Origin of the sequence: Veillonella parvula (assembly GCF_018366295.1) — a bacterium.
Lineage (GTDB): Bacteria > Bacillota > Negativicutes > Veillonellales > Veillonellaceae > Veillonella > Veillonella parvula_P.
In genome coordinates, this window is the sequence record NZ_JAGZIJ010000003.1 from 48,232 (window position 1) to 73,808 (window position 25,577).

29 protein-coding genes are annotated in these 25,577 nt (G+C 37.4%); 9 read left to right on the forward strand and 20 right to left on the reverse strand.

Going from position 1 to position 25,577, the window contains the following annotated elements:
- Positions 1–219 precede the first annotated feature (219 nt).
- Positions 220–1,122 (forward strand): 1,4-dihydroxy-2-naphthoate octaprenyltransferase, encoded by a 903-nt coding sequence (gene menA, locus KHY58_RS04425; RefSeq protein ID WP_278470461.1) that lies wholly within the window; start codon positions 220–222, stop codon positions 1,120–1,122.
- A 142-nt stretch (positions 1,123–1,264) separates the two neighbouring features.
- Positions 1,265–2,083 carry a MetQ/NlpA family ABC transporter substrate-binding protein gene (locus KHY58_RS04430; protein ID WP_004698373.1) on the forward strand — a complete coding sequence of 273 codons (819 nt, stop codon included), beginning with the start codon at positions 1,265–1,267 and terminating at the stop codon, positions 2,081–2,083.
- Positions 2,084–2,122: 39 nt separating this feature from the next.
- On the opposite strand, the gene KHY58_RS04435 is transcribed toward KHY58_RS04430, so the two are convergent.
- From KHY58_RS04435 to KHY58_RS04450, 4 genes are read right to left on the reverse strand one after another with little or no spacing between them, the layout of a single operon-like run.
- On the reverse strand, positions 2,123–2,518 hold the full coding sequence (locus KHY58_RS04435) for a cytidine deaminase (protein WP_004698320.1): 396 nt from the start codon (positions 2,516–2,518) through the stop codon (positions 2,123–2,125).
- Between the two features lie 10 nt (positions 2,519–2,528).
- A complete protein-coding gene (locus KHY58_RS04440) occupies positions 2,529–3,830 on the reverse strand; it encodes a pyrimidine-nucleoside phosphorylase (protein WP_278470458.1) in 1,302 nt (433 codons plus the stop codon).
- 53 nt (positions 3,831–3,883) lie between these two features.
- A complete protein-coding gene (gene deoC / locus KHY58_RS04445; RefSeq protein ID WP_004693644.1) occupies positions 3,884–4,546 on the reverse strand; it encodes a deoxyribose-phosphate aldolase in 663 nt (220 codons plus the stop codon).
- 14 nt (positions 4,547–4,560) lie between these two features.
- Complete coding sequence (locus KHY58_RS04450) at positions 4,561–5,190, reverse strand: 3'-5' exonuclease (protein WP_128114152.1); 630 nt, start codon at positions 5,188–5,190, stop codon at positions 4,561–4,563.
- A 188-nt stretch (positions 5,191–5,378) separates the two neighbouring features.
- Between KHY58_RS04450 and pyrF the strand changes: the two genes are divergently transcribed.
- Positions 5,379–6,098 carry an orotidine-5'-phosphate decarboxylase gene (pyrF, locus tag KHY58_RS04455; RefSeq protein WP_012863963.1) on the forward strand — a complete coding sequence of 240 codons (720 nt, stop codon included), beginning with the start codon at positions 5,379–5,381 and terminating at the stop codon, positions 6,096–6,098.
- Entirely contained in the window at positions 6,095–6,682 is a 588-nt protein-coding gene (gene pyrE / locus KHY58_RS04460) for an orotate phosphoribosyltransferase (protein ID WP_004698369.1), read from the forward strand. The genes pyrF and pyrE overlap by 4 nt, the downstream gene beginning before the upstream one ends.
- A 276-nt stretch (positions 6,683–6,958) precedes the next feature.
- Here pyrE and KHY58_RS04465 read toward each other — a convergent pair whose 3' ends face one another.
- The 13 genes from KHY58_RS04465 to KHY58_RS04525 form a co-directional block, all read right to left on the reverse strand.
- On the reverse strand, positions 6,959–7,387 hold the full coding sequence (locus KHY58_RS04465) for a transcriptional regulator (RefSeq protein WP_128114153.1): 429 nt from the start codon (positions 7,385–7,387) through the stop codon (positions 6,959–6,961).
- A gap of 9 nt (positions 7,388–7,396) precedes the next feature.
- Positions 7,397–7,972, reverse strand: a complete 576-nt coding sequence (locus KHY58_RS04470) for a DUF1700 domain-containing protein (RefSeq protein ID WP_008602778.1) — start codon at positions 7,970–7,972, stop codon at positions 7,397–7,399.
- Positions 7,959–8,288: a PadR family transcriptional regulator gene (locus KHY58_RS04475; RefSeq protein ID WP_004693657.1), complete on the reverse strand. Its 330-nt coding sequence runs from the start codon at positions 8,286–8,288 to the stop codon at positions 7,959–7,961. Before KHY58_RS04475 ends, KHY58_RS04470 begins: the two co-directional genes overlap by 14 nt.
- A gap of 359 nt (positions 8,289–8,647) precedes the next feature.
- Positions 8,648–9,745 carry a S1C family serine protease gene (locus tag KHY58_RS04480; RefSeq protein WP_195213462.1) on the reverse strand — a complete coding sequence of 366 codons (1,098 nt, stop codon included), beginning with the start codon at positions 9,743–9,745 and terminating at the stop codon, positions 8,648–8,650.
- A gap of 661 nt (positions 9,746–10,406) precedes the next feature.
- Positions 10,407–11,096 (reverse strand): response regulator transcription factor, encoded by a 690-nt coding sequence (locus KHY58_RS04485; RefSeq protein ID WP_004693664.1) that lies wholly within the window; start codon positions 11,094–11,096, stop codon positions 10,407–10,409.
- The gene (locus tag KHY58_RS04490) at positions 11,093–12,433 is read right to left on the reverse strand and encodes a sensor histidine kinase (RefSeq protein WP_077708186.1); all 1,341 of its coding nucleotides are present in this window, start codon (positions 12,431–12,433) and stop codon (positions 11,093–11,095) included. Before KHY58_RS04490 ends, KHY58_RS04485 begins: the two co-directional genes overlap by 4 nt.
- 449 nt (positions 12,434–12,882) lie before the next feature.
- Complete coding sequence (locus KHY58_RS04495; protein ID WP_008602782.1) at positions 12,883–14,235, reverse strand: pyruvate carboxylase subunit B; 1,353 nt, start codon at positions 14,233–14,235, stop codon at positions 12,883–12,885.
- A 544-nt stretch (positions 14,236–14,779) separates the two neighbouring features.
- The gene (locus KHY58_RS04500; RefSeq protein ID WP_004698343.1) at positions 14,780–15,106 is read right to left on the reverse strand and encodes a hypothetical protein; all 327 of its coding nucleotides are present in this window, start codon (positions 15,104–15,106) and stop codon (positions 14,780–14,782) included.
- Positions 15,093–16,268, reverse strand: coding sequence for a glycosyltransferase family 9 protein (locus KHY58_RS04505; protein ID WP_278472283.1), 1,176 nt, complete (start codon positions 16,266–16,268; stop codon positions 15,093–15,095). Before KHY58_RS04505 ends, KHY58_RS04500 begins: the two co-directional genes overlap by 14 nt.
- Before the next feature lie 72 nt (positions 16,269–16,340).
- The gene (locus KHY58_RS04510; protein ID WP_278472285.1) at positions 16,341–17,288 is read right to left on the reverse strand and encodes a hypothetical protein; all 948 of its coding nucleotides are present in this window, start codon (positions 17,286–17,288) and stop codon (positions 16,341–16,343) included.
- Positions 17,289–17,296: 8 nt separating this feature from the next.
- On the reverse strand, positions 17,297–18,235 hold the full coding sequence (locus KHY58_RS04515; RefSeq protein ID WP_004693677.1) for a phosphodiester glycosidase family protein: 939 nt from the start codon (positions 18,233–18,235) through the stop codon (positions 17,297–17,299).
- Positions 18,236–18,246: 11 nt separating this feature from the next.
- Entirely contained in the window at positions 18,247–19,050 is an 804-nt protein-coding gene (locus KHY58_RS04520) for a polysaccharide deacetylase family protein (RefSeq protein WP_004693679.1), read from the reverse strand.
- A 68-nt stretch (positions 19,051–19,118) separates the two neighbouring features.
- Positions 19,119–19,682: a nitroreductase family protein gene (locus tag KHY58_RS04525; protein ID WP_278472286.1), complete on the reverse strand. Its 564-nt coding sequence runs from the start codon at positions 19,680–19,682 to the stop codon at positions 19,119–19,121.
- Positions 19,683–19,887: 205 nt separating this feature from the next.
- Between KHY58_RS04525 and KHY58_RS04530 the strand changes: the two genes are divergently transcribed.
- Entirely contained in the window at positions 19,888–20,679 is a 792-nt protein-coding gene (locus tag KHY58_RS04530) for a carbon-nitrogen family hydrolase (protein ID WP_004693683.1), read from the forward strand.
- Positions 20,680–20,780: 101 nt separating this feature from the next.
- On the opposite strand, the gene KHY58_RS04535 is transcribed toward KHY58_RS04530, so the two are convergent.
- On the reverse strand, positions 20,781–20,993 hold the full coding sequence (locus KHY58_RS04535) for a hypothetical protein (protein ID WP_005380157.1): 213 nt from the start codon (positions 20,991–20,993) through the stop codon (positions 20,781–20,783).
- 212 nt (positions 20,994–21,205) lie between these two features.
- Between KHY58_RS04535 and pgtP the strand changes: the two genes are divergently transcribed.
- Positions 21,206–22,579 carry a phosphoglycerate transporter PgtP gene (gene pgtP / locus KHY58_RS04540; RefSeq protein ID WP_278472289.1) on the forward strand — a complete coding sequence of 458 codons (1,374 nt, stop codon included), beginning with the start codon at positions 21,206–21,208 and terminating at the stop codon, positions 22,577–22,579.
- A 109-nt stretch (positions 22,580–22,688) separates the two neighbouring features.
- Here the strand turns inward: pgtP and KHY58_RS04545 are convergent, their stop codons facing one another.
- Positions 22,689–23,330, reverse strand: a complete 642-nt coding sequence (locus KHY58_RS04545; protein ID WP_278472290.1) for a DUF4178 domain-containing protein — start codon at positions 23,328–23,330, stop codon at positions 22,689–22,691.
- A 225-nt stretch (positions 23,331–23,555) separates the two neighbouring features.
- On the reverse strand, positions 23,556–23,810 hold the full coding sequence (locus KHY58_RS04550; protein ID WP_278472292.1) for a helix-turn-helix transcriptional regulator: 255 nt from the start codon (positions 23,808–23,810) through the stop codon (positions 23,556–23,558).
- Between the two features lie 184 nt (positions 23,811–23,994).
- Between KHY58_RS04550 and KHY58_RS04555 the strand changes: the two genes are divergently transcribed.
- From KHY58_RS04555 to KHY58_RS04565, 3 genes are read left to right on the forward strand one after another with little or no spacing between them, the layout of a single operon-like run.
- Complete coding sequence (locus KHY58_RS04555) at positions 23,995–24,390, forward strand: helix-turn-helix domain-containing protein (protein ID WP_278452046.1); 396 nt, start codon at positions 23,995–23,997, stop codon at positions 24,388–24,390.
- A gap of 16 nt (positions 24,391–24,406) precedes the next feature.
- Positions 24,407–25,264 (forward strand): DNA damage-inducible protein D, encoded by an 858-nt coding sequence (gene dinD, locus KHY58_RS04560; RefSeq protein WP_278452045.1) that lies wholly within the window; start codon positions 24,407–24,409, stop codon positions 25,262–25,264.
- A gap of 28 nt (positions 25,265–25,292) precedes the next feature.
- Positions 25,293–25,559 (forward strand): ImmA/IrrE family metallo-endopeptidase, encoded by a 267-nt coding sequence (locus KHY58_RS04565; protein ID WP_278452044.1) that lies wholly within the window; start codon positions 25,293–25,295, stop codon positions 25,557–25,559.
- Positions 25,560–25,577 lie beyond the last annotated feature (18 nt).

Consider the following 25,577-nt stretch of genomic DNA (forward strand, 5'->3'; position numbering starts at 1 on the left):
TACACTATGTATAGATTGTTAGATAATCTATGCAGTATATATTAAGAGTTTAAAGGAGAATCTATACTGCATATATTAATTATTATACTATATCGACATATATAACTGTATAGTATAATTTACAAGCTTACCTTTCTGCTATACAATACATAAATAGACATGTAAAGATGATATATGTATGAGAAATGGAAAGGAGTGCACACTCGGTGTGCTTTTAACATGATACAAGAATTAATTCCTCTCACTAGGCCTCGCACATTAGCTGCTGCATTGGGGCCTACCATTTTAGGTGCCGCCTTTAGTTATTATGCATTTGGTGCTGCTCAGGGTACAGGTCTTGCCATTTTCCATACAATGCTCATATTTTTAGCTGTTGTAACAGCCCAAATTGTAGCTAATTTATGGAATGAATATAAAGACTTTAAATCTGGACTCGATGCTGGTCAAAAGGTAGGTAATGCTGGTTCTATCACACGTGGCGTTATAACACCAGAGCTCATTATAACGATGATTAAAGTACTCATGTTTGTACCCATTATTATTGGTCTTTATTTATCTGCTACTATAACTTGGTACTACATCCCGGTAGGCTTCCTATGTATTCTAATTAGTTTCCTTTACTCTGGCGGTCCAAAACCAATTTCTCGAACACCATTTGGAGAAATTTCCTCTGGTATCGCCATGGGTTTTGCTATCGTACTCATTACAGGCTATGCTTGGACACGAGAATTATCCTTAGCCCTGTTAATTCCTGCAATTTCATCTACATTGCTAGTTGGTTCCATCATGTTGACGAATAATATCCGAGATATTCGTAATGATGAAAGCCATGGACGTCACACGTTGCCAATCGTGCTTGGTCGTGAAAGAGCACTCAGCTTAATGAGTATCTCATATATTTTCAATTTTATTTGGATCATTGCTTGGATTATAGTAGGCCATATGACATGGTTCGCCTTATTAGCATTCCTTGCAGCACCACTAGCTTTCAAAACAATTCATACATTATCTACCAATACAGATGAGTTCCAACTAGATAAGGCTATGGGTACTACCGCTGGGGCAGCTATGATTTATCAACTAATGTGGGCGATTGGACTTATCATGGGCAAATTATTTTAAAAATGAACATACTTATATTATAGGTTCTCCATAGTTTTTAGTTATGGAGAACCTATAATAATTCCTTCTTGATAGATAGGAAATTATTTAGTACTATAGATTTAATATTTTATATGTAATTATTGTATAAGGAGTGTGTCTAATGAGAAAATTTTTAGCATTGGCAGCTACTGTAATCCTTGGCGGCGCTTTATTAATCGCAGGCTGTGGTAACGACAACAAACAAGCTGCTAGCGATGGCAAACAAGTATTAAAAATTGGGGCAACAGCAGTACCTCACGCAGAAATTTTGGAACAAGTTAAACCAATCTTAGCAAAAGATGGTATCGAATTAAAAATCACTGAATTTACTGATTACAACACACCTAACTTGGCTTTAGGGGACAAAGAAATTGATGCCAACTTCTTCCAACACGTACCTTACATGGAGGAATTCGCAAAAGCTCACAAACTTGACTTAGTATCTGCCGGTGGTGTTCATCTTGAGCCAATGGGTTTATACTCCCGTAAAATCAAAGATTTGAAAGATCTTCCAAAAGGCGCTAAAATCGCTATTCCTAATGACCCTACAAACGGTGGCCGTGCATTATTGTTATTACAAAAACAAGGTCTAATTACATTAAAAGACTCTACAAACATCTTATCTACAGTGCAAGATATTACTGCGAACCCTAACGAATATCAATTCGTAGAATTAGAAGCAGCACAAGTACCTCGTTCCCTTGACGATGTAGCCTTAGCCGCTATCAACACTAACTTTGCATTAAACGCAGGTCTTAACCCTGGCAAAGATGCATTGGCAATTGAAAATAACGATTCCCCTTACGTAAATATCGTAACTGTACTTAAAGGCAATGAAAATGACCCTCGCATCAAAAAATTGATGGCTGCACTTCATAGTCCTGAAATTATCAAATTCATCCAAGAAAAATACCAAGGTGCTATTGTTCCTGCATTCTAAGGTATACCAAAAAGAGACCACATCAACGTGGTCTCTTTTTTATATGTTATCGGCCCCAAATCTAAAAGGTAATAAACCTTCTAATTCAACAACTGTATAGTCCCCTCTTAAATTCGCCATTATAATACGAGGTATTTCAAATTCAGAAATCACCTGACGACAAGCACCACATGGTGCACAAGGCCCTTCCGTATCAGCAACTACGGCAAGGGCTTTAAATTTTGTTTGCCCTTCCGACACAGCCTTAAATATAGCAGTTCTCTCCGCACAATTAGTTAATCCATAAGAAGCGTTTTCTATATTACACCCTTCATAGATGGTTCCATCTTCGCAAAGAAGGGCTGCGCCCACACCAAAATGTGAATAAGGACTATAGGTTTTGTCGCGAGCCACAATAGCACGATTGATGAGCTTTTGAATATCCTTTTCTTTCATATTGCACTCCTCACTCTACAACATCTAGTATAGTATCCACTACTTTAGGTGCAGTATTACCAATAGTAATCGCCGCTAAATAGGTCTGGGCCGCATTAGTGAATAAGCTTTCATCAGAAGCATATAGTGTAGCTATCCTTTCACCCATTCTGACAGCGTCCCCAGTTTTTTTGTGCATTACAATACCTGCACTATAATCGATGGGGCCATCTTTAACGGTCCGACCAGCTCCAAGCATAACGGATGCAATCCCGCATTGTTCTGTATTCATATGGGTAATATAACCGTCTTGAGGCGCTATCACATCATAGGTAAACTGGCCGATTGTCAATATACTTTCATCATCGATAACGCGGCTATCTCCTCCTTGAGCATCAACCATTAAACGTAATCGTTCTAGGGCTACGCCAGAATCTAATGCTTGTTGCACACGATTAAGAGCAGTTTCATAATCACACATATGACTCAATACGAGCATATGAGCAGCCATGATAATACATTCATGCGTTAAATCCTCTGGACCATGACCTTTCAACGTATCAATAACCTCGCGAATCTCCAAAGCATTTCCAATAGCATGGCCTAGCGGTCGATCCATATCCGTCAAAATAGCCTTAACTGAACGACCATTTTCCTTTCCAATATCTACCATTGCTTTAGCCAATTCACTAGCATCCTCTATGTTTTTCATAAAGGCACCACTGCCAACCTTTACATCTAACAAAATTGCTTGAGCACCAGAAGCCAATTTTTTGCTCATAACAGAGGATGCAATAAGAGGGATACTATCAACAGTTCCCGTCACATCGCGCAAAGCATATAGCTTTTTATCAGCAGGTGCAAGCCCTTCCGACTGACCAATAACAGCAAGACCAATTTTATTAACTTGATTGATAAAAGCATCTTGCTCTAAAGATACCTTTAAATTTGGAATAGATTCCATCTTATCAATAGTGCCACCTGTATGACCAAGTCCACGTCCAGACATCTTAGCCACCTTGCCTCCACAAGCGGCTACGAGAGGCGCAATAATAAGTGTGGTCTTATCTCCTACGCCACCTGTACTATGTTTATCTACGGTGATCCCATCAATATTCGATAAGTCTACCATATTACCTGATTGAGCCATAGCCAAGGTCAAAGTTCCTAGTTCGCGAGCATTCATACCATTAAAAACTATGGTCATCAAGAGCGCACTCACTTGGTAATCAGGGATTTCCCCCTTTACATAGCCATCTATGACAAAGCGGATTTCTTTATCTGATAACGGCAAGTCCGCCCTTTTCTTCAGAATAATATCATACATACGCATAGTTACACCGCCATTCTAAGAAACCACCTAAGCATAGCCTAGGTGGTTTTCTATTATACTTCTTCGTTCAAGTGATTCTTTAATAACTCTACAGCTGCACTGGCTCCAATTCGGCTACAACCTTCTGCAATATAGGCTTTCATATCCGTAATAGAGCGAATACCCCCTGCGGCCTTAATCTGTACATTAGGACCAATATGCTTTTTAAAGAGTCTAATATCTTCAAGGCTTGCACCGCCGCTACCAAATCCAGTAGATGTTTTAATATAGTCTGCGCCACCATTTGTAATACATTTGCAAAGCGCTACCTTTTCAGAATCTGTAAGATAACAAGTTTCAATGATAACTTTTAAAATCTTATCACCACAAGCCTTCTTAAGCGCCTCAATTTCGCTAGTTACCGCTTCAAAATCACCTTGCTTTACATCTCCAAGATTAATAACCATATCAATTTCAGAAGCGCCCTCTTCAATAGCCTGTTTCGTTTCGGCCACCTTTACCTCTGTTGTTTCATATCCTAAAGGGAACCCGATAACGGTACATATGTTAAGTTCTGGATATGCTTCATGGGCGGATGCTACAAAATCTGGAGGAATACAAACAGATGCAGTTTTATACCTTAAACCATCCTCACAAACTTCTTTAATATCATCCCATGTGGCTGTAGGACGCAATAATGTATGATCTACATAAGCTAATAATTCTTTCCCCAACATAGTACCTCTCCTTACTAAAAGAACGACATTTGTTCTGGTTCTGGCTCTTTATGTAATGCATCTTGAGCAGAGCGATTTTTATCATCAATGAATGGTTCTAATGGTACGCCTGTAATCTTTAATAAATCTGGTAAACTATTAACGCCTTTTAACTTAGCAGCTTCTAATACAACCTTTGCACAAGTCTCTGCATCATCCAGTGCATAGTGATGTTTAAACTCAACTCCAATGTATGCGGCCATTGTATTCAACTTATGATTAACCAAATCAGGCCATACCGCACGTGAAAGTTTAACTGTACATGCATAATCTAGTTCTGGCCAAGGGATTTTATAATAATCTAAAGTAGCACGCAATACGTTCATATCGAATTTCGCATTGTGAGCCACCATAATATTCCCTTTTAAATGATTTTCATAAATGGCATTCCACAACTGATCAAAGGTCTTTTCATGAATAACATCCTTCGGTTGGATACCATGAATTTCAATACATTCATCATCAAAACTCATAAACGGAGGCTTGATGAGGCTATATGCCTTTTTGGTAATTTGTCCGTCCTTTACGGTAATAACCGCCAAGGAGCACGCACTATTTTTAAATTTATTTGCTGTTTCAAAGTCTAATGCAACAAAATCTAACATAGGACTCCTTTCAAAATCTATATATAAGAATTATATTCATTTACTCTACTTATTATAGCATGAAATAGACTATAATCTACTGTTCAAAGGTGACCAATAATCACCTCATTCACACCAATTTTAATTGACAGATAGGCCCTCAGTATGTGAAAATTATTTAGATATGTATGTAGTATGGAGGTTGCAACATGGCAGATGACAGATTAATCGTTGCCCTTGACGTATCCACAATGGATGCAGTGAAAGAAATCGTATTATCCCTCGGTGATTCGGTTAGCTTTTACAAGGTCGGTATGGAGCTATTCTATGCCGAAGGAGCAAAAACAATTCATTTTTTACAGGAGCAAAACAAACAGGTATTTCTTGATTTAAAATTGCACGACATTCCAAATACCGTAGCCCATGGCGTTTCTTCTTTAACACGTCTCGGTGCTAGTTTAATTACTCTACATGGTCAAGGTGGTCCTGTCATGATGAAAGCTGCTGTTGAGGCAGCTCGTGAGAGTGGGGAGAAACTAGGCGTTGAGCGACCAAAATTATTAGCCATCACTGCTTTAACTAGTTTCGACGATGAATCTTGGACTGCTATCGGTGGTCAGCTACCGATTTCCGACCAAGTCATTCGCCTTGCAAAACTCGCTAAAGACTGTGGTATGGATGGTGTTGTATGTTCCGCATTAGAAGCTAAAATGATTCGGGAAGCATGTGGCGATGACTTCCTCATCGTTACCCCTGGTATTCGCCCTTCCTTTGCAACAACAGACGACCAAAAACGCGTTGCTACACCAGCTAGTGCTTTACAAGATGGAGCATCTCGCCTTGTTATCGGTCGACCTATTACACAAGCTGAAAACCCTCGTGAAGCGGTTCGTTTAATTATTGAAGAAATGGAGAAAGTATCCAAATGATGACAGAACAAGAAGTAAAACAATTACTGATCGACACTCAAGCTATTTTAGAAGGTCACTTCCTTTTGACATCTGGTCTCCACAGTCCAATGTACGTTGAAAAATTCAATGTATTACAACACCCAAAATATACTGAAAAACTTTGTAAAGAATTAGCTGAACGCTTCCGCGATCAAAATGTGGAACTTGTTATTGGACCTATGACTGGCGGCATCTTACTTGCTCACGAAGTAGGTAAAGCTCTTGGCACTCGTGCTATCTTCACAGAACGTGAAAAAGGCATAATGACATTGCGTCGTGGCTTTAAAATCGAGCCAGGCACTCGTGTCCTTATCGTAGAAGATATCGTAACAACTGGTGGTTCTGTACAAGAAGTAGTAAATGTTGTCAACCAATCCGGTGGTGAAATCGTAGGTGTAGGCCTTCTTGTTAACCGTTCTGGGGGCAAAGCAGAATTCGGTGTACCTCATGAAAAGGTACAAGCATTACTTAATCTTGAAGTTCCAACTTATAAACCTGAAGAATGCCCTCTTTGCAAAGACGGCGTAGCTATGACAGAACGCGGTTCTAAACACATCAAATAATTTTTTAACGACCTATATACATGCATAGGTCGTTTTTCATTAGGAAGTTAATAAAATATTCCCAGTCCATCAACTACTGTCTATATTTATAAATAGATACAAAAAGAGCTCCTTCACTGAGGAGCTCTTTTTGTTTGTGTGTAGTTATTGTGTGTAAGAGAGAGATTCTGATACGAATGTATCACATAGAGTATGTGGCTCTATGGTGGCCATGAATGCACTTTCATGACCACGTACTCTATAATCTTATAAGAGAAATGGACTCATAAAGTATCGTTAGTTTTGTGTAGCTTGTGGCACACCTTGTTCACTTTGTTGTTGTGGTGCATTACCATTAGTTTGTTGAGGTGGTTGGCCTTGCATAGGCATTTGACCTTGTGGAGGCATTTGACCATTTGAATGCATATGCTGGCCATTATTTGGTCCCATACCATCTTGAGGCATCATTTGGTTTTGACCATTTTGGTGCATATGCTCGCCATTATTTGGCCCCATGCCATCTTGAGGCATCATTTGATTATTTCCATCCATCATATGTTTATCCATATATTTATTAGGACCATCATGTCTATGTGGCTTTCTAAACTGTTGTTCATTCGTTTTCATCCATTCACCAAAATTAGGTAAATCATTAACAGCAAAAGATGTACATGCCCCAACAGCACAAATTACGGTTAAAATCGCTGTTATTATAATTCGTCTCATAAATCCTCCTTAGTCCACATTGCGGAAGTAACGTTCACGCACACCGCGAAGCTCTGTACCAACAAAGACGCATGTAAGTCCACCAAATAGACCTACACCACCAAGTGCCACTAAAGTTACAATGGACAATACTGGAAATGCAGTAACATTCTCAAATGGTTGCCATGAGCTACCTAGTAAGAACAAGATAGCCGGTGTAATAATGAATATAAGAGCACCTACAATATAGGATAAGGCACTTCCAATAGAGAGCAAAGTCTTAGATGCTTTTTTAGCCATCCCCGGTAATTGAGGTAAAAGACGCTCTTTATAATCATCAAATCGTGCATAAATTTCCTGCATATTAACGGATTTACTTTCACTACCATCTTGATTCATTGTGTCTGTAATGATACCTGCATCTACGTAGGATGCATATATTTCCTCTGGAGTCCCTAAGGATTTAATGATCTCACTATCGGTAAGACCCTTTTCATAACCTACCGCAAAATGTTCTTCATAAACCTCTATAATACTCTCCACATCTGCAACACGTGCTTTTTTAAATATATTACGCAATGCATCCAAAAAGCTATTTTTGTTCATTATTATCGACTCCTTTCAACAGCATATTGATAACACCAGAAAAATCATCCCATTCTTGACGCATCTTGTTATATGCTGCACGGCCTTCGTTCGTGATATGATAGTATTTCCGTGATGGGCCTGTAGAAGACTCCTTTAAATACGTTTCAACATACTTTTCTTTTTTCAGTCTGTTAAACAATGGATATATCGTTCCTTCAGATATTTCAATATATTCCGAAATGGTGCTTACGATTTCGTATCCGTAGCGATCATTTTGTGTTAATAATGCTAGCACCAGCATGTCCATAACACCTTTTTTTAATTGAACTTGCATAGTTCCTCCCTTTTAGGCTGTGCTTGCCTGCCAATGTGAAAGCTCTCTTACGGTCACTATCATGTACTGACAAATACATAATAACATAAGGTACCTCGGAACGCAAGGTACTTTGTAAAAAAAAATATTAGAACTTAATATATTTTTTTCTATTTCTAATCTATAAACACAGTTAATTTCTGCATTTATAGGAAAAATTTTTTCAAAAAATTTTCTTATTTATGGTATTTTTTATACAAAATCTATTAAAGCACCCTATTATAACTAAAAATCCTCATCTAAAAGATGAGGATTTTCTAACACTACAAAAGAAATTAGTGCATTATTGGAATACTTAATTAAGTTTTATTTACTAGATTCTAATTTGAAGACGCTTCCCCTAATTTAAGCTGTGCGCTCTTCATTTTTCCGTTATGAGTGTAGGATACCAAAATTGTATCTCCAGGGCTCTTAGCATCAATTTGTTCTTTTAATTCAAGTAATGTAGTAATATCTTTACCATCAATTTGTGCAATCGTATCTCCTTCTACGAGACCAGCTTGTGCAGCAGGACCATTAGAATCAAGTTGAACAACAAGAAGTCCATCACCTTCATAGGTTACATTATTGCGCGCTGCAGTTTGACGGTCTACAGCCCACACCCCAATATAAGGGCGAATGACCTTACCATTTTTAATAATAGAATCAACAATTGTCATTGCGGAATTAATTGGAATGGCAAAGCCCATACCTTCAATTCCCTCTTTAGAGATTTTAGAGCTGTTGATACCAATTAACTCGCCATCTGCATTAATAAGTGCACCACCTGAGTTACCTGGATTAATGGCTGCATCAGTTTGAATCAATGGGAATCGTTGGCCTTGATCATCAATTGTACGTGCTAAGGCACTAATAACACCAGAGGTAACTGAACCTTTAAACTCAAGACCTAAAGGATTGCCAATAGCAATAGCTGGCTCCCCTACTTGCAAGGAGTCAGAGTCACCAATTTTGATAGGTTTAATATTTTTTGGAGGTTTAATTTTTACAACTGCTAAGTCCGTTTGCGAATCTGAACCTATAACAGTACCCGTCACCGTGCTGCCATCAGACAATGATACTGTAACCTCCCCATTTCTAGCCCCCGCTACCACATGTTTATTTGTTATAATATGTCCGTCATTATCGATAAGCACACCAGATCCGACACCTTCTCCAGCATAGATAGTACGGTTAAAAATATCCTTTTGAAATACTTGTGTTGTAATCCCTACTACAGCTGGCCCAGATTCTTTAGCCGCTTGCACTACATAGGTATTACGCGTTTCAGTAATAGGCTTAGTCTGTTTAGTTTGTTCTCTCACGTTTGTTGGTTGCGTATTAACAGGGCTGCCAAAGAAATAGTATCCTCCGCCTACCCCAATACCCAAAGCAAGAATACACGCAATTACTGTTTTCTTATATTTTGAAAATGTCATGTAGATCTCCTTATATTCTTCTTAATATTCTTCTACATCACCCATAACGTCTTAATGATGATTATAAAAGTTAAAATAAGAACCAAATCATAAATCATATAATTATGATACTTTATAAATACGCCACGTCTCACACTAATTCAAATCATCTCAAAATCAATTTTATAAAATTGATTTTGATGAACATATTATAGTACGCCTGCTTTTACAATGCAAGATACCAATTTATAACTTTTCTTATAAAAGTATAATTATTATAACCGTATATCCTCTACTAGATAAATACCTAGAATCCTGAAAGAAGCTGTATAGAATGTATTCAAATATCTAAAAAACATAAAGGGCATTTACTAGCCGTCGCTAGCAAATGCCCTTTATGCATATAGTTTGAGAGTGTAAGGACTGTTGAGAGAGAGAGTATATGTGATCTAGATAAGCTTTAGAGAGAACTTATTAAGAGAGAGAAGTTAAAATATTGCTTATCTAGAATCATAGTCAGCCTTACTTAAATAAGTATACATGGAATATCTAAACTATCAAAGTAACTATATAAACTATTCTTAAACCTTTGATTATATCTCTATAATAAAATCTCTATAAAGTCATATCTAATCAACAGCCATGAACAACGTGAGTATAATGTGAATGCATATTCTCGATACTAAACGAATTTATACCCTACACCCCACACTGTAATAATATGCTTACTATCGGATGGATTATCCTCAATTTCTTCACGTAAACGATTAATATGAACCGCTACAGTTGCATAATCACCATAGGAGTCAAGTCCCCATACACGAGAATACAATTCTTCTTTGCTAAATACAATATCACGGTTACGCATCAAAAACTCTAACAACTGGAATTCTTTCTTTTTGAGATGAACCTCTTTTTCATTCACCCATACTTTCATCATCTTAGGATCGAGACGAATTTCACCGGATTGAATAGCATTAGTTTCCATTGCATCGCGTTCTGTTAAACGTTTATATTGCGCCAACATAGCTTTAATCTTCGCAATTAATACAGATGGAGAGAATGGCTTTTCAATATAATCATCAGCGCCTACGCCTAAGCCACGGATTTTATCGATATCGTCAAGACGCGCAGTTACCATAACGATTGGTACACGAACTTTGTCACGAATTTGGCGACAAACTTCAAAGCCATCCATTTCTGGCAACATAACATCAAGGATAATAAGATCTACAGGAGTATTTAATGCTGCTTCAATGCCATCTGTACCATTAGTCATAATCGTTACATCATAGCCCGCCACCATTAAATAATCACGCTCAATATTGGCGATATCCAAATCGTCTTCAATAATTAAGATATGTTCACTCATGATTCTTCTCCTTGCTTAGGAAACTCTAATATTATACGTAGACCATGTGGCCTTACATTTTCAATCATAACTCGGCCTTCAAAGATTTCCATAATTCGACGGATAATCGACAATCCTAGGCCACTACCTTCTTGAGGATTCGTACGAGACGAATCTACACGATAGAATGGGCGCATCAGACGCTCTAGAGATTCTGGCGGCACACCTGGTCCATCATCACTGATGACACAGTATACAAAATCATCATCACTCGTTACATCTATGACGCAATGACCAATATCGGTCATTTTATACTTAGCACTATTGTTCAACACATTCTGCAAAACACGTTGTAACAATTGTGGGTTAGCATTGATAAAAGGTGTTTCCGTAGCTATACGGGCCTTAATCTCAAGCCCTTTCGATTGATACGGAGCTAAATGATCTTCTACAAAGTCACGTACAAACTGACCTAATTCAATTCGCTCAGATGGACGAGATTCTTTTTTATAGTTCAATGTTGTTATGAGGAATAGTTCCTCTAACATAGAATCTAAATCATTGGCCCGTTTCAAAATAATTCCCATGTATCTTTTTTGTTGCTCTTCCGTTGGTGCAATACCATCACGAACGCCTTCAGCATACGCTTTAATAGCCGTCAACGGAGTTCGTATATCATGGGATATACCAGCGAGTAGCTCTTTTTGTTGCTCCTGTTCCATTTCAATCTGACGATTTGCCATTTCTAACGACTTTGTCATGTTCTTAACGTGAATCATGATAAATCGTGTAACAAATCGGTTAATAGCAAAAAATGTAACAATAAAGAGCAATATGGAAACTACGATAATATAGAAAGATACGGATTCCATTAAGCTATCACTACCATGAGTAGCACGCCTAATCGCAATATGGTATACATAGGAATGACGTCCATCGTACTTTCTCATTTCATAAACGAAAGTATTATTGGATTGATATACGATGCCCTGTAATTCAGGATTAACATCTATAAGACCAACAATGGCAGAAGCACTATAGATTTGTGGATTACCGTAGTTATACACCATACTTCCTTGATCAAGTACTTCAACATATACTTCCTTTGGATCAAGTAAGCTATAGCTAGGCTTAACCAAGCTATTAATTAGATCATTTTCTAACCCATAAAAGGTAATGGTTTCAGTTATTCGACTGACACTTTTAAACTGTTGTTCCTGCTCAATACGCAAATAGTAACCGGCATTGGCCAATATGCGCAAACCTGTAAAATATAGCAAAAATAAGATGATTGCTATTAAAATAGGTACAACAAACAGCACAACATTGGATATCCAAATTCGTATTTGTAAATTCACAGGATTACCTCAATATCATAAATAGTAGATACTCTCTATAGTTTACGCTATTTTTAATACTTAACGCAAGTAAAACACGCAAATATCCAACATATTTTTCACTATTCTTTCATACGTAGTTTATAATTGACCGATTATTCAAAGGTCCCTCGACCCTTTTAATATCTAATACTTTTCGTAAAAATTATATTTTCACACGCACCCATGTATCTTATGGCGATATGAAAATTGGTAATATCTGATATTTCATAGTTCCTTAGTCTCCCCTTTTAATAGGAACTTGTCTATACTGTTTATAAAAAAGCTAAAATATAAAAAATGAAACAACTATTGAATCTCTTCATTTAATAAAACAAAATATATACTGAATTATACTATTTCTCTATGAGGATAGTTTAAATATGGTCAAAAAAAAGAGGATTCCTAAGAATCCTCTTTTAAAATTTGGATTAACGACGATTTGCATCGAAGAAGTTAATAGCAACTTCTGGGAACATAGCGTAAGTCAATACGTCTTCGTCAGTGATGCCATTGTAGCCTTTAGAAGCTAAATCTTGACGGTAACCTTCCAATTCAGGTTCGATAAGATCTGCTGGACGGCAAGTAATAGGTTGTTCATCACCAATGATAGTTTGACGAATTTCATCAGAAATTGTACCAGGTAATTGACCATATTTACCACGAACAAGATCTTTAACTTCGTTAGGAACCATTTTGTAACGGTCGCCCATCATAACGTTCATCATAGCCATTGTACCAACGATTTGGGATGTTGGAGTTACCAATGGAGGGTAACCCAAGTCTTCACGAACGCGTGGCATTTCATCCATAACGTCAAAGAAGCGATCGCCCATACCCATTTCGTTCAATTGGTTTTGAGTATTGGACAACATACCGCCAGGAATTTGGTAACGACGAACAGCAGGGATTACATCACTAGCTGGTTTCAAGTTGAATTCTTCAGCGATTTGTTGTTTTACTTTACGGAAGTGGTCAACTAATGGAATGTATTTATCAAGGTCAAGACCAAGATCCCATTCAGTACCTTTGAACATTTCAATCATAGTTTCAGTAGCTGGTTGGCTAGTTGCATGAGCAAATGGAGAGATAGCAGTATCGATGATATCTACGCCAGCTTTAGCAGCTTCCCAGTATGTAGTACTAGCAAGACCGCAAGTGAAATGGCTATGCAAATCGATTGGCAATTCGCCAAAACGTTTTTTGAAAGTAGAAACCAAATCATATGCATCAGCAGGTCCTAACAAACCGGACATATCTTTGATACAAAGGGAATCAGTACCCATTTCTACCAAAGTTTCAGCTACTTTCAAGAAGCTTTCAGTTGTGTGAACTGGAGAAATTGTGTATACCATAGCGGATTGAACGTGTGCACCAGCTTTTTTGGAGTACTTAATAGCAGCTTCCATATTGCGTGGGTCATTCAATGCGTCGAAAATACGGATACGGTCGATACCATTTTTTACAGCCGCATTACAGAATGCTTCTACTACGTCGTCGGAGTAGTGTTTATAGCCCAACAAATTTTGACCGCGAAGCAACATTTGCAATGGGGTATTTTTCAAATTAGCTTTCAATTTGCGAAGGCGTTCCCATGGATCTTCATTCAAGAAACGAAGACAGCTGTCATAAGTAGCGCCGCCCCAACATTCAAGAGCTTCATAACCAATATCATCTAAAAGGCCGAGCACTGGTTCCATTTGTTCGTAGCGCATACGTGTTGCCAAAATAGATTGATGACCGTCACGAAGAACGGTTTCGCAAATTCTTAATTTTTTAGCCATGTTAATCCTCCAAATCGAAATAGTCTGTGTATGTAACTTTATACACTCATTAAACAACTATCTCATACCTATTTTTTTTACGATTTTTTCGATGTCTGCTCACACTAGCCAAACGCGCTAAAATCGTAATACATACTTATATTAGACTACTTATAAAATTCTTTGTCAACAACCACATTATGCTATTTACTCATAATCTCATGTATTCAAAGATGATTTTTTCGTGATGAATATCACAAAAAACTGCAGAAAAACTAGAGTTTAGCATGTATGTTTAATCAAATTAATTTTTTTGTAATTGCTCATTTTAATGAGAAACTAAAAATTATATCGTAATAATTTTTGGTTATTATTAAATACTTTTCAAAATATATCGGTATTTATAAATGTAGTAATTCGATAAACGTCGGTATGTTTATAAGCTCATCAATTTTATTAATAACTAAGCCGATATTTTTAAATGCATAAACATGCAAAAGAACCTGCCCATTTACGGACAGGTTCTGACCTAATCTTTAAAATTTGATAGTCTCCATTATACGGCTTACTTCTCAGGCTTAACCTTTTTAGGCGCAGTTTCAAGGACAATATTTTTACCTTCCCGTTTCACCTGAATAGAGAAAGCCCCTTCCCCTTCTTTAAAATACTCCATCTTGATATCAAGGAGCATTTTACCAATCATAGTCTCTACTTTTTCAGTTAAGAACTCACGGTAAAAAGCATCTTCTTTTTGCTTTGGACTTTGATGAACTACTGGTTTCTTAGCATCTCGCTCCATATTGAGCATAGTATCTTCGAAATTTTCTGTATCCTTAAAATTTTTCATCATATCCGCATCAGATAAACCTTTTTGAATTTTAAACTTTGCCATGTGTATCTCCTATCAGTTCAAAAATTGCTTTCTTTACGCGTACTGGATCAATACCAGACATACAATATTGATTAGGCTTAGGACAACGTCGTTTTCGGCAGCCTAAGCAATCTAATTCATCATTTACGAGCACCTTAAATGTCCCCGTTAGAGGGCCCCATAATTTAGGGTCAGTAGGGCCAAAGAGTGCTACTACAGGCTTATTTAAAGCTAACGCAATATGCAGAGCTCCCGTATCTGCAGTAACTACTACATCACAACTTTCAATTAAAGCCCCTAATTCTTGAAGTGTCGTTTTCCCTAACATATTCAGAACAATTTTATCAATGCCCTCATCTGTCAAAGAGTCCAGCAAGGGTTTGTATTGAGTAGCCTCTTTAGGACCACCTAAACAAACAAAATTTCCTCTATATTGAAGGGATTTAATGAGAGAATACCATTTTTCCTGAGGCCACTCTTTCGTTGCCCAAGAGGTACCTAATACCAGCCCAATGCGTAACGGAGTTTCTACCACGCCTCGATGTAAAGAAACGTCATTATCAATCGACTTCCATTGCTCTTCTGCCCAACTATGTAAATTTGTTGGCACCTGAAAATCCATGTGGTATAGCGTATTAGCATTAGATTCATTTAGTGAACAACTGCTCTCAATACCGTATTTATCAATGTTAAGCGATGTATCTAAATTTGCATGTTCAGTAATAGCCTTTGTTAACAACTGAGCTACCTCTACATAGCGTTTAATCACGTGTTCTGTACTAGGCTTCGTTTTATAGTTAGTAAACAGCCAATTCAACTCTTTTGTGCCACCAAGGCCAAGTCTAATGGGGGCTCCTGAAGCTAATAGTACTAGCCCTGTTATGAGTCGCCCTTGCACATCAACGGCTACATCAAATTTATAAGGCTCTAATTTGGCCTTAAGATCCCACCACATGCGCCACATTGTAGGAATATGTAGTTTTTTAGAATGTGCCTCATATATATCCCGTTCCCAGGGAATAATTTTATCTACATAGGGATTACCCTGTAAAAGCTCTGCCATACTAGGCGTTACAATCCAATGCAACTTAGCATCAGGATACTGTTCCTTAATCCACCGCGCAGCAGGTGTAGCATGCAAAACATCACCTATGTAACTAAGGCGTACAAATAATATATTCATAGATATCCTTAGGGTACATACTATTATAGGAATAAAGCCTTTATAATGAAAGAACATTATAAAGGCTTTTTCTTAAGATTTCTTTTTACTACCACTACTATTTGATGATTTAGAAGATGTAGCATCTTCTGTTACCTTAGTAGTTTCTTCACTACCATTCTTAATGATGTTTTTTACATCTGATAATGTCAACTCATTAAATGTAGTAGGGTGGTTGTATTTGTAAACTGGATTGAATCCTACACCTAATTTACCAGTGTAAACAGTCAATGCATTATTGTCCTCATCAACACGGGTGATGTAGATGGTTTTGTCCATATCAACACCGATAAAGCGGAAACGCCCTTCAGGGTTGATAACACGCCATCCCCCTTCAATGCCGTTGAACATGAATACATCCCCAGTTCTGACATTATCGTAGAAGAAGTTATCTTCATCGTAGAATACACCGATATGACCAATATCAGTAGCTTGCATGTAAACGCGACGTGTATCGTAGTTAGCATCGGTACGATAAATGCGATATGTGTGTTCTTGAACTTTTACCTTCATATACACCACATTTGTCGCTTCAGAGTACGCAGCATCTACGATTTTACTGCCCCGAGGCAAGTCTTCAAGTTTGGTATCAACTTCGTGTTCTGGATCATCCGCATTAAGACGAGCCATGACAACATCTCTGGAGTCATATAAACCCATGACAGCATAGTTACGGTCTGGCATCCAGTTGAAGTAACTAATCGAACGGCCCTTCAAATCGATATTTGTAGGCTTACTTTCATTAGCCTTGTAAATTTTCAAAGAGTTTTCTGTAACAACGGCCATAAATTGACGGTCATAGGACACATATTTAGTGCCTTCCTTCACATCAGGGAAGTTTTTCGTATCATCTTTTGATGCGCCTGCTACGTTAAATTCTGTAGTCGGTGCAAACATATATTGATCAAGGTATAGGTATACCCCACCTTGCAGAAGAATACCTACCGCAAAGGCGCTCAGTACACGCGTAAAAGGTTTCATCTGTCCTCCTATTTCACGATAAACGCCGTTGGGATCATGCGTTCCCCTAACAAATCGGCAGGTTTATTTACGACTTTACCATTTAGGTACAAAGTTGAACTAGAACCGCCATCTAAATTTGCTGCAATATAGCAACCTTTTTCAAATAGAATATCTTGTACGTCACGCAAGGTAGCACCAATGGAATACCCCGGTTGACGACCATCGATTACGAGGAATAGCACTGTACCATCTTTCTTTTGACCGATAGCAGTACGAGGACCTACGCCCCAGCCACCATCACCTTCGGTAATCATCTTCTTACCATCAACGATAAGAGGTGGACCAAAGGTAATACCTTCCATGGCCTTCATATCACTAAGCTGAGTTTTATCATAGTTACCAGCGATAAGATTACCAGATTTAGAGAAACCTACAAAGTCTACATCTTCATCAGGGCCTACATCCTTACCGATAACGTACTCACCATCATGCAAAATGAAACCATATGGCAAACGGCCTGTACCAGTACCATTAGGGTCGTGGAAACCACCGCCATTAATCGCTGCTACAGCATTATTCATTTTTGCAATATTACTTGTAGTATCGCCTTTTTCTTGAATATTAGCCGCTGTGCCTACTTGGATACGACGAGGATCAGGAATTTCTAAAATATAGCCTACATAACGAGCAGACTGGATTTTTTCAAGATTTAAAGTCTTATCTTCACGAGCATTAAACTTGAACAAATCTTGGCTTTTAACGACCCCTACAGTCCCCAAAATAGATTGTAACTCGTCTTCATTAAACAACCATGTAATGTAATGAGGATGGCGAGATTGTAAGATAGCACCAATTACAGCGCGCTTTACATTATTAAATGGTCCAAAGAGCACCACGAAGGGTGATGTGACAACGGTAAATAAGAACACCATAATGATGAACTTTACCCAATTCTTTTTGAACAATGTATTTCTCCTTATAAATCAGTGAAATGTTCGGTGCTAATGCGTTCTTCAAAATGCTTGATATCCACCGCATTGCCTACCCAAACACGCAAAATATTATATGGATTATCACCAGTATGAGCCCAGCCAGATTTCATAGCCATCCCCATTTTAATGCCAGCCTTTTTAGATGCTGAGTCGGTGAATTCATTTTTATCTCCATATGGATAGCAGAACCAAGGATTATCCTTTATGCCTACTTCTTTAGCAAGTGCCTCTTGGGCCTTTGTAATATTTTCAATTTGTTTTGCTTCCGACAATTGGCCCATTTCTATGTGTTGGAAACCATGGTTTGAAATAGTAATACCATTTTTGTGCATTTCACGCACTTGATCCCAAGTTAGACGCGTCCCAACATCGCCAGGATTGATAAATACAGTAGCCGGGAATCCATATTCTTTCATAATTGGATATACGATAGAATATGTATCTGCATAACCGTCATCAAAGGTTAAAACAACAGGTTTTTCAGGCACCGCAGCACCATTTACAACATAATCATACAATTGATCCATCGTCAATGGATTATAGCCATTATCCTTGAGGAACTTCATTTGTTCTCTAAACAAATCCTCCCGAATAACTGCATCATTATCTTTGTCGTCGCCGACTTTATGATACATAAGAACAGGAATACCCGTTGGATGTACCATCTTAACTTCTTTTGCAGGCGGTACTGAACTAGTAGGTTCTGTTTTTTGTGAAAGCAATCCACAACCTGCCACAACCATTGCCAATACCAAAACTAACAGTGTTACCAACGGAATCCGTTTCATAGGTCCTCCTCTATTAGAACACAATTATATACAGAATATTATAACATTTCCATGAAGAATAGTAAAAATTAACGCTTTATTAGTACTTCATCAATCGATTTTCGAGGTCTAGGATACATAGTTTCATCTGGAATACCTATAGCAATGATTGCCTGTACATCGTGAGGAATATTTAAAAAGGCTTTACTTTCACTTTGCATAAAATACACATCATTCATCCACAGTGTGCCTAACCCAATCGCTTTAGCTCCCAGTAGAATATGCTCTACAAAAGCACCAATAGCTTGTAAATCACTTTTTTCCCACACGCGAGTATAGTCAGGCAAGTGATCATAAGGATTAACTACAAAAAGTATATCGCTAGCTGTTTGCATAGCCTTAAGGCTAATTTCTAAGCTACCAAAATGTTCTTTTCGCTCTTTATATTGCTCTAATACCTGAAAGCCTAAATTCACAAAATGTTCTTTCTCTGCTCCAATCACGTGAATAACCTGCCAGGGCTGACGATTTTTAGGCGATGGAGCTCGCATTCCGAGGACTACCAAATTTTGAATTATGTCTTCTCCAACCGAAGAAGATTTTTTATACCGACGTACGCTAGTTCGCGCATTTATAACATCTATTATTTCCATATTTTCACCAAAAGATCTAACATTATCTAAAGTAATAACCTATATCTCCATAAATAGTATGCAAACTATTATTATCAAAAGATTGTAAAAAAATTAAACTAGCTTTATCGACTCTTATATTGTAATACACTCAATAATGCTTTAATATTCTAATTATAATACACATTACTAGAATTATACTCATCTAATAGATAAAGGATTCTCTATGAAAAAACGCTTAAGCCTTATACAAATGGACGTCCATGTAAACGAAGTGGAATACAATTATGTGCGCGTCCAAGAATTACTTTCACAAGCCCTATCAGAAAAGCCTGACATTATCGTCTTGCCCGAAACATGGAATACAGGATTTCATCCATCTAAGGATTTAATCAATATTTCTGACAGAAATGGAAAAAGAACAAAAGCTTTATTAAGTACATTCGCAAAAGAACACAATGTAAACATTGTGGGCGGTTCTGTAGCCGTAGCAAAAGAGGATTTAGTATTTAATACCTCCTATGCTTACAACCGTGAAGGCACGCTCGTAGGAGAATATTCCAAAATGCACGGATTTAGCCCTGCTAAAGAGGACCAATACTTTGCTAGCGGTACGCATACCACTCATTTTGAATTGGATGGCATTCCTTGTAGTACGGTTATCTGTTACGACATTCGCTTCCCTGAGCTCGTAAGAATGGCTGCATTATCAAATACAGAGCTATTATTTGTACCTGCTCAATGGCCTACTATGCGTTTACGCCACTGGCAAGTATTAAACGAAGTGCGAGCTATTGAAAACCAACTCTTCTTATGTGCTGTCAACGGCTGTGGTACAGTAGGTCGAGTTCAAAGCACTGGTCACTCCGCTGTATACGATCCATGGGGTACAAACCTCCTCGAAATGGACACTAGGGAGGGCATCTCATCTGTAGATATCGACCTCACCGTAGTAGAAGATATCCGCAATAAAATCAACATCTTTAGAGATCGTAAACCTGAACTCTACAAGCTATAAAAAAAGGCACATTGTCCTGAATACCCATCTAAAATTATTTTAATGTTAGATAGCCTATTCATATGACAATGTGCCTTTTTATTATATGGAATTTATATACGTTAAAACTCAATAAGCTTCCACATATCCTCTGGAACCTGTTCTAGAGGTTTATTTTTTGCAATTGCTTCTTTTAGAATATCAATAGTATCTTGCACTTCTTGTTTATCCTTTGTATTAGGATCATGAAGGATGACACGATTTAAAGAATCTTCACCAAATTGTTTTAAATACTCTTTTTCCACTTGATTAAGTTCACGGCGTAAGTATTTCATAGATTATAACCTCCCCATATATTTAATCTAATATATTAAGAAGTACTTGTCTATAATTCAAATGTTTTCTATACGCATCTTCAGCTAATAATAAACAATTTAATGTTGCAAATTAATATTTTTATCTCATAAATCATTTACATGAATTCTATAGAAATGGTAGTATTAACAATGCAATAGGATTTAGTTATTAAGAAAGAAAGGTAATAACTATGTTTTCATTTTTACAACCTAAAGAGGCAAAATCATCAGTTCCAGATAGCATGATTATGAATCTATATTATAAATATAGATTCCAATCATTAATTGGTATTTTTATAGGTTATGCTGCGTACTATATTGTTCGTAATAACTTTGCCTTATCAACACACTTTTTATCAGATATCCTCCATATGAGCAAAACAGAAATTGGTTTGCTATCTAGTGGTATGCTTATCGCTTATGGCTTAAGTAAAGGTTTTATGAGTAGTCTTGCGGACAAAGCAAGTCCTGCCAAGTTTATGGCTTTCGGTCTCATTTGCTGTGCAATTATCAATATCTTTATGAGCTTTGCCGATAGTCTCGCCTTCTTCTTAGTTTTAGTAGTACTAAATGGCTTTTTCCAAGGATTTGGTGTAGGGCCATCCTTTATCACCTTAGCTAAATGGTACCCAAAACAGGAACGTGGCCGTTATGGAGCTATCTGGAATATTTCACACAATCTCGGTGGTGGTATCGTAGCACCAATCGTAGCTGCCGCATTATATTTCACTACTACAGATCACTGGCAATTAGGGAGTTATGGTGTACCAGCGCTTATTGCAGTTATCATAGCAATTGCCATTTCTTTCTTAATCAAAGAAAGCCCTGAACGTGAAGGCTTACCACCAACAAGTGAAATCATCGCCGACACAGCTCATAAGGCGCACAGAAGTTCTGAAGCACCACATATGAGCACAAGAGAAATCTTTGTAAAATACGTATTGAAAAATAAAAACGCTTGGTATGTATCATTAGTTGACACCTTCGTTTACATGATTCGCTTTGGTATGCTTACTTGGCTTCCAATTTATTTATTACAAGTAAAGGGTTTCTCCAAAGCAGAAATGTCTGTTGCCTTTTTATTCTTTGAATGGGCGGCTATTCCTTCTACTATTTTTGCTGGTTATATTTCCGATAAATTCTTTAAAGGTTATCGCATGCCACCTGCAATCATTGCTATAAGTATTATCTTCTTCTGTATATTTGGTTATTGGCAAAGCGAGTCCCTCTTATGGGTTACGTTCTTCGCTGCTATTGTAGGTTGTTTAATCTACATTCCTCAATTCTTAGCTTCAGTACAAACTATGGATATTGTACCACCATTTGCAGTAGGTTCTGCTGTTGGTCTTCGTGGATTCATGAGTTACATTGTTGGTGCAAACTTAGGTACAACACTATTTGGTGTTTTAGCAGATAAATTTGGTTGGAATGCAGGTTTCTATCTTTTATTAGTAGCATGTGTTCTTTGTATTACGTTCTGTGTATTGGCTCATTTTGGCGCCAAAGAATTAGATGCTAAAGAAGCTGAACTTGAACAACTTCAACCAGCTGAAGCTAATAGCTAACTCCTAACAAATAAATCCTATAGTAAAAAGGTCGTAATATGTATTAATACATGTTACGACCTTTTATTTACCCCACGAAAGGGAGTCCTATATAACCGATGTGTTTTCATCAACGCATCGTTCTCGAAATAATGAAAGCACAAGCCACAATGATACCAAGGACTATACTCCCAGCTACTATATAAGGCCAGGTAAGTACATCCCGTACATCATTCAATATTTTTATATCAAAGATTGGCATATAAAGTAGTAAGTTCCCCAAAATCCAACCGACTGGTCCTATGAACTTTAGCTTCTTAATCGTATCCATTTTATCTAGAATAGACTCAGTTACCTCTGAATCCTTTTCGACAGATACGTATTCTTTATTAATGTAAAAGCCTTTTGAATATTCCGTTTCAAAAGCCCACTCTTGAACAGAAAACGTAGCAGTACCATCATCATTTTCATACTCTTTATATTTAGCAGTATCAGTAGTACCTACGTCTACCTCACCCCAAGCGCCCGTTACCATCTCATAACCGCTATCTACGAGTTTCATATCGGCTGGTAGTGCTTTTCCACACAACTTGGAAAACTGGTACGCATCTCGCTTCTTATCCCAACTGAGCCAAAACTCTGCATTATTCTTATGTTTAACTAACTTATACTCATACCCAATTTTTCCATGAGTGTCAATATAGCGTATCTTGCCTAAAATCGTATATAGATCCCTTCGGATACGTAACGTCTCACCATAATTAAAAACCATAATCTTCTCTCATATTGAAAACTATATATATAAATGTATATTACTAATTACTATGATTGTACACGGATTGTGAAAACCTGCCAACACTTCTCAGATTTAAAAGGAGAAGATAAACTCATTAAATGTATTTTAATATCAAAATAATCATAACCACCCGTAGAACGGGTGGTTATGATTTTTTCGAATGAATTCAACAAGAGGCTCTGCCGCTTTTTTTAATCGCTTTTATTTTTCTGTCATTTGTTCTTCCTCCTTTCTTGCGCGACATTTAATCACGGTTTTGCCGTAATTAGTTAAAAAAATAATATCATCATAAGCGACATTGAATACCTGTTCTATCTTAGATATGTTTGGTACATATGGATAAGATCGCTTACGCTCCCAATTCCCCCAATTCTCAGTTGATACGCCAATTTCTTTTGCGGCCTGAGCTTGTGTCCAAAACTTGGATGCGTGGAGCATTCTAAGTGTATATTTCATAAATTACCTCCTTTCTTATTAACATCATTTAGTATCATGACTAGAGCGAGCTACGGTTTTACCATAATTTCTATTAAACTTCCGTAAACTATCGTAAAATTTTAATCTAAATATTGAGTTTATTACGGAAATATCGTATTATGTTATTAATTATTATGAATTTATTATAGAGAGGAAATTTGAGATGAGTGATTTAGGCAATAAGGAAATTATGGCGCAAAATCTCCAAAGGCTAATGGATAGCCGCGGAATAGACAGAAATAAACTATGTGCTGATTTAGGGTTTAAATACACTACTTTAACAGATTGGTTAAAAGGCAATACATATCCAAGAATAGACAAAATTGAAATGATGGCAAACTATTTTCACGTGCCAAAATCGGAATTAGTAGAAAAGCAAGATAAAACCGAAGAGGAATATTACCTAGATAAAGAAGCAGCTGAATTCGCCGAGTACTTGCGCACACGCCCAGGGGCTCGCATGTTATTCTCTGCAGCAAAAGATATTAGTAAGGAGGATATGGAAAAAGCAGTTGAATATATAGAACTATTAAAATTAAAAAATAAATTAGATATATAAATAACGGGAGGTTTATATGTTTTTCTTTTTATTTGGTGAAGATAAAACTAGCACAGGTCCGTATACATCGCCTTTTGATTCGATAAAACAGCTTGATGATGAAGGAAACGAATTTTGGTACGCTAGGGATTTACAAAAATTATTAGAATATACTGAATACAGAAAATTTTTACCTGTTATAGCTAAAGCTAAAAAAGCATGTAAAAGCAGTGGTCATATGGTTTCTGACCATTTCGCCGACGTGGGCGGAATGGTTGAAATTGGGAGTGGCGCAACAAGGAATGTCGATGATATTAAATTGACAAGATACGCCTGCTATTTAATCGCCATGAATGGCGACCCTCGCAAAGAGGTCATTGCTTTAGCGCAGACATATTTTGCGGTGAAAACTCACGAACGAGAAACCCTAGAGCTGTATGATAAAGATATAAAACGGCTAGAGGCTCGCGACCAATTAAAAGAGTCAGAGAAGCGGCTTTCACAAAATATATATGAGCGCGGAGTTGATAATAAAGGCTTTGCACGTATTCGCTCCAAAGGTGATACTGCACTATTTGGTGGACATTCTACACAAGCTATGAAAGACAAACTTGGGGTTAACCCTACACGTCCTCTAGCTGATTTTCTTCCTACTGTAACCATTGCAGCTAAAAATCTGGCAACAGAAATGACGAATCATAATGTTGAACAAAACGATATGTATGGAGAAGAACCGATCACAGACGAACACGTACAGAATAATTCGACTATTCGTGAAATGCTAGCGGAACGAGGAATTAAACCGGAGGAACTGCCAGCAGAAAAAGACTTGAAGAAAGTCGAACGTAAAATTAATAAACATTTAAAGTCTATTGATAATAATCAACAAAAATAAGAAATGACTTTAAGGGGAGAGTGTTAATTTGGTAGTTAATGTAATTTACTGTGATTTACCACATGCCAACGCTGTGTCGGAGGAATGTGAAGATGTGGATACCCATAATATCTATATAAATGAAAATCTCCCTCATGATCGTATGAGAGAGGAAATTAAACATGAATTAAGTCATATTATTCGTGATGACTTTTATGTGGATCATCACGTTAATTTAGTCGAACGTATGGTAAGGATGTCTCAAATTGAAGACGGGGAGCTTAACGGAATCAATTTTTATCACCACATTATTTAATACAGGGAGGTTAGTATT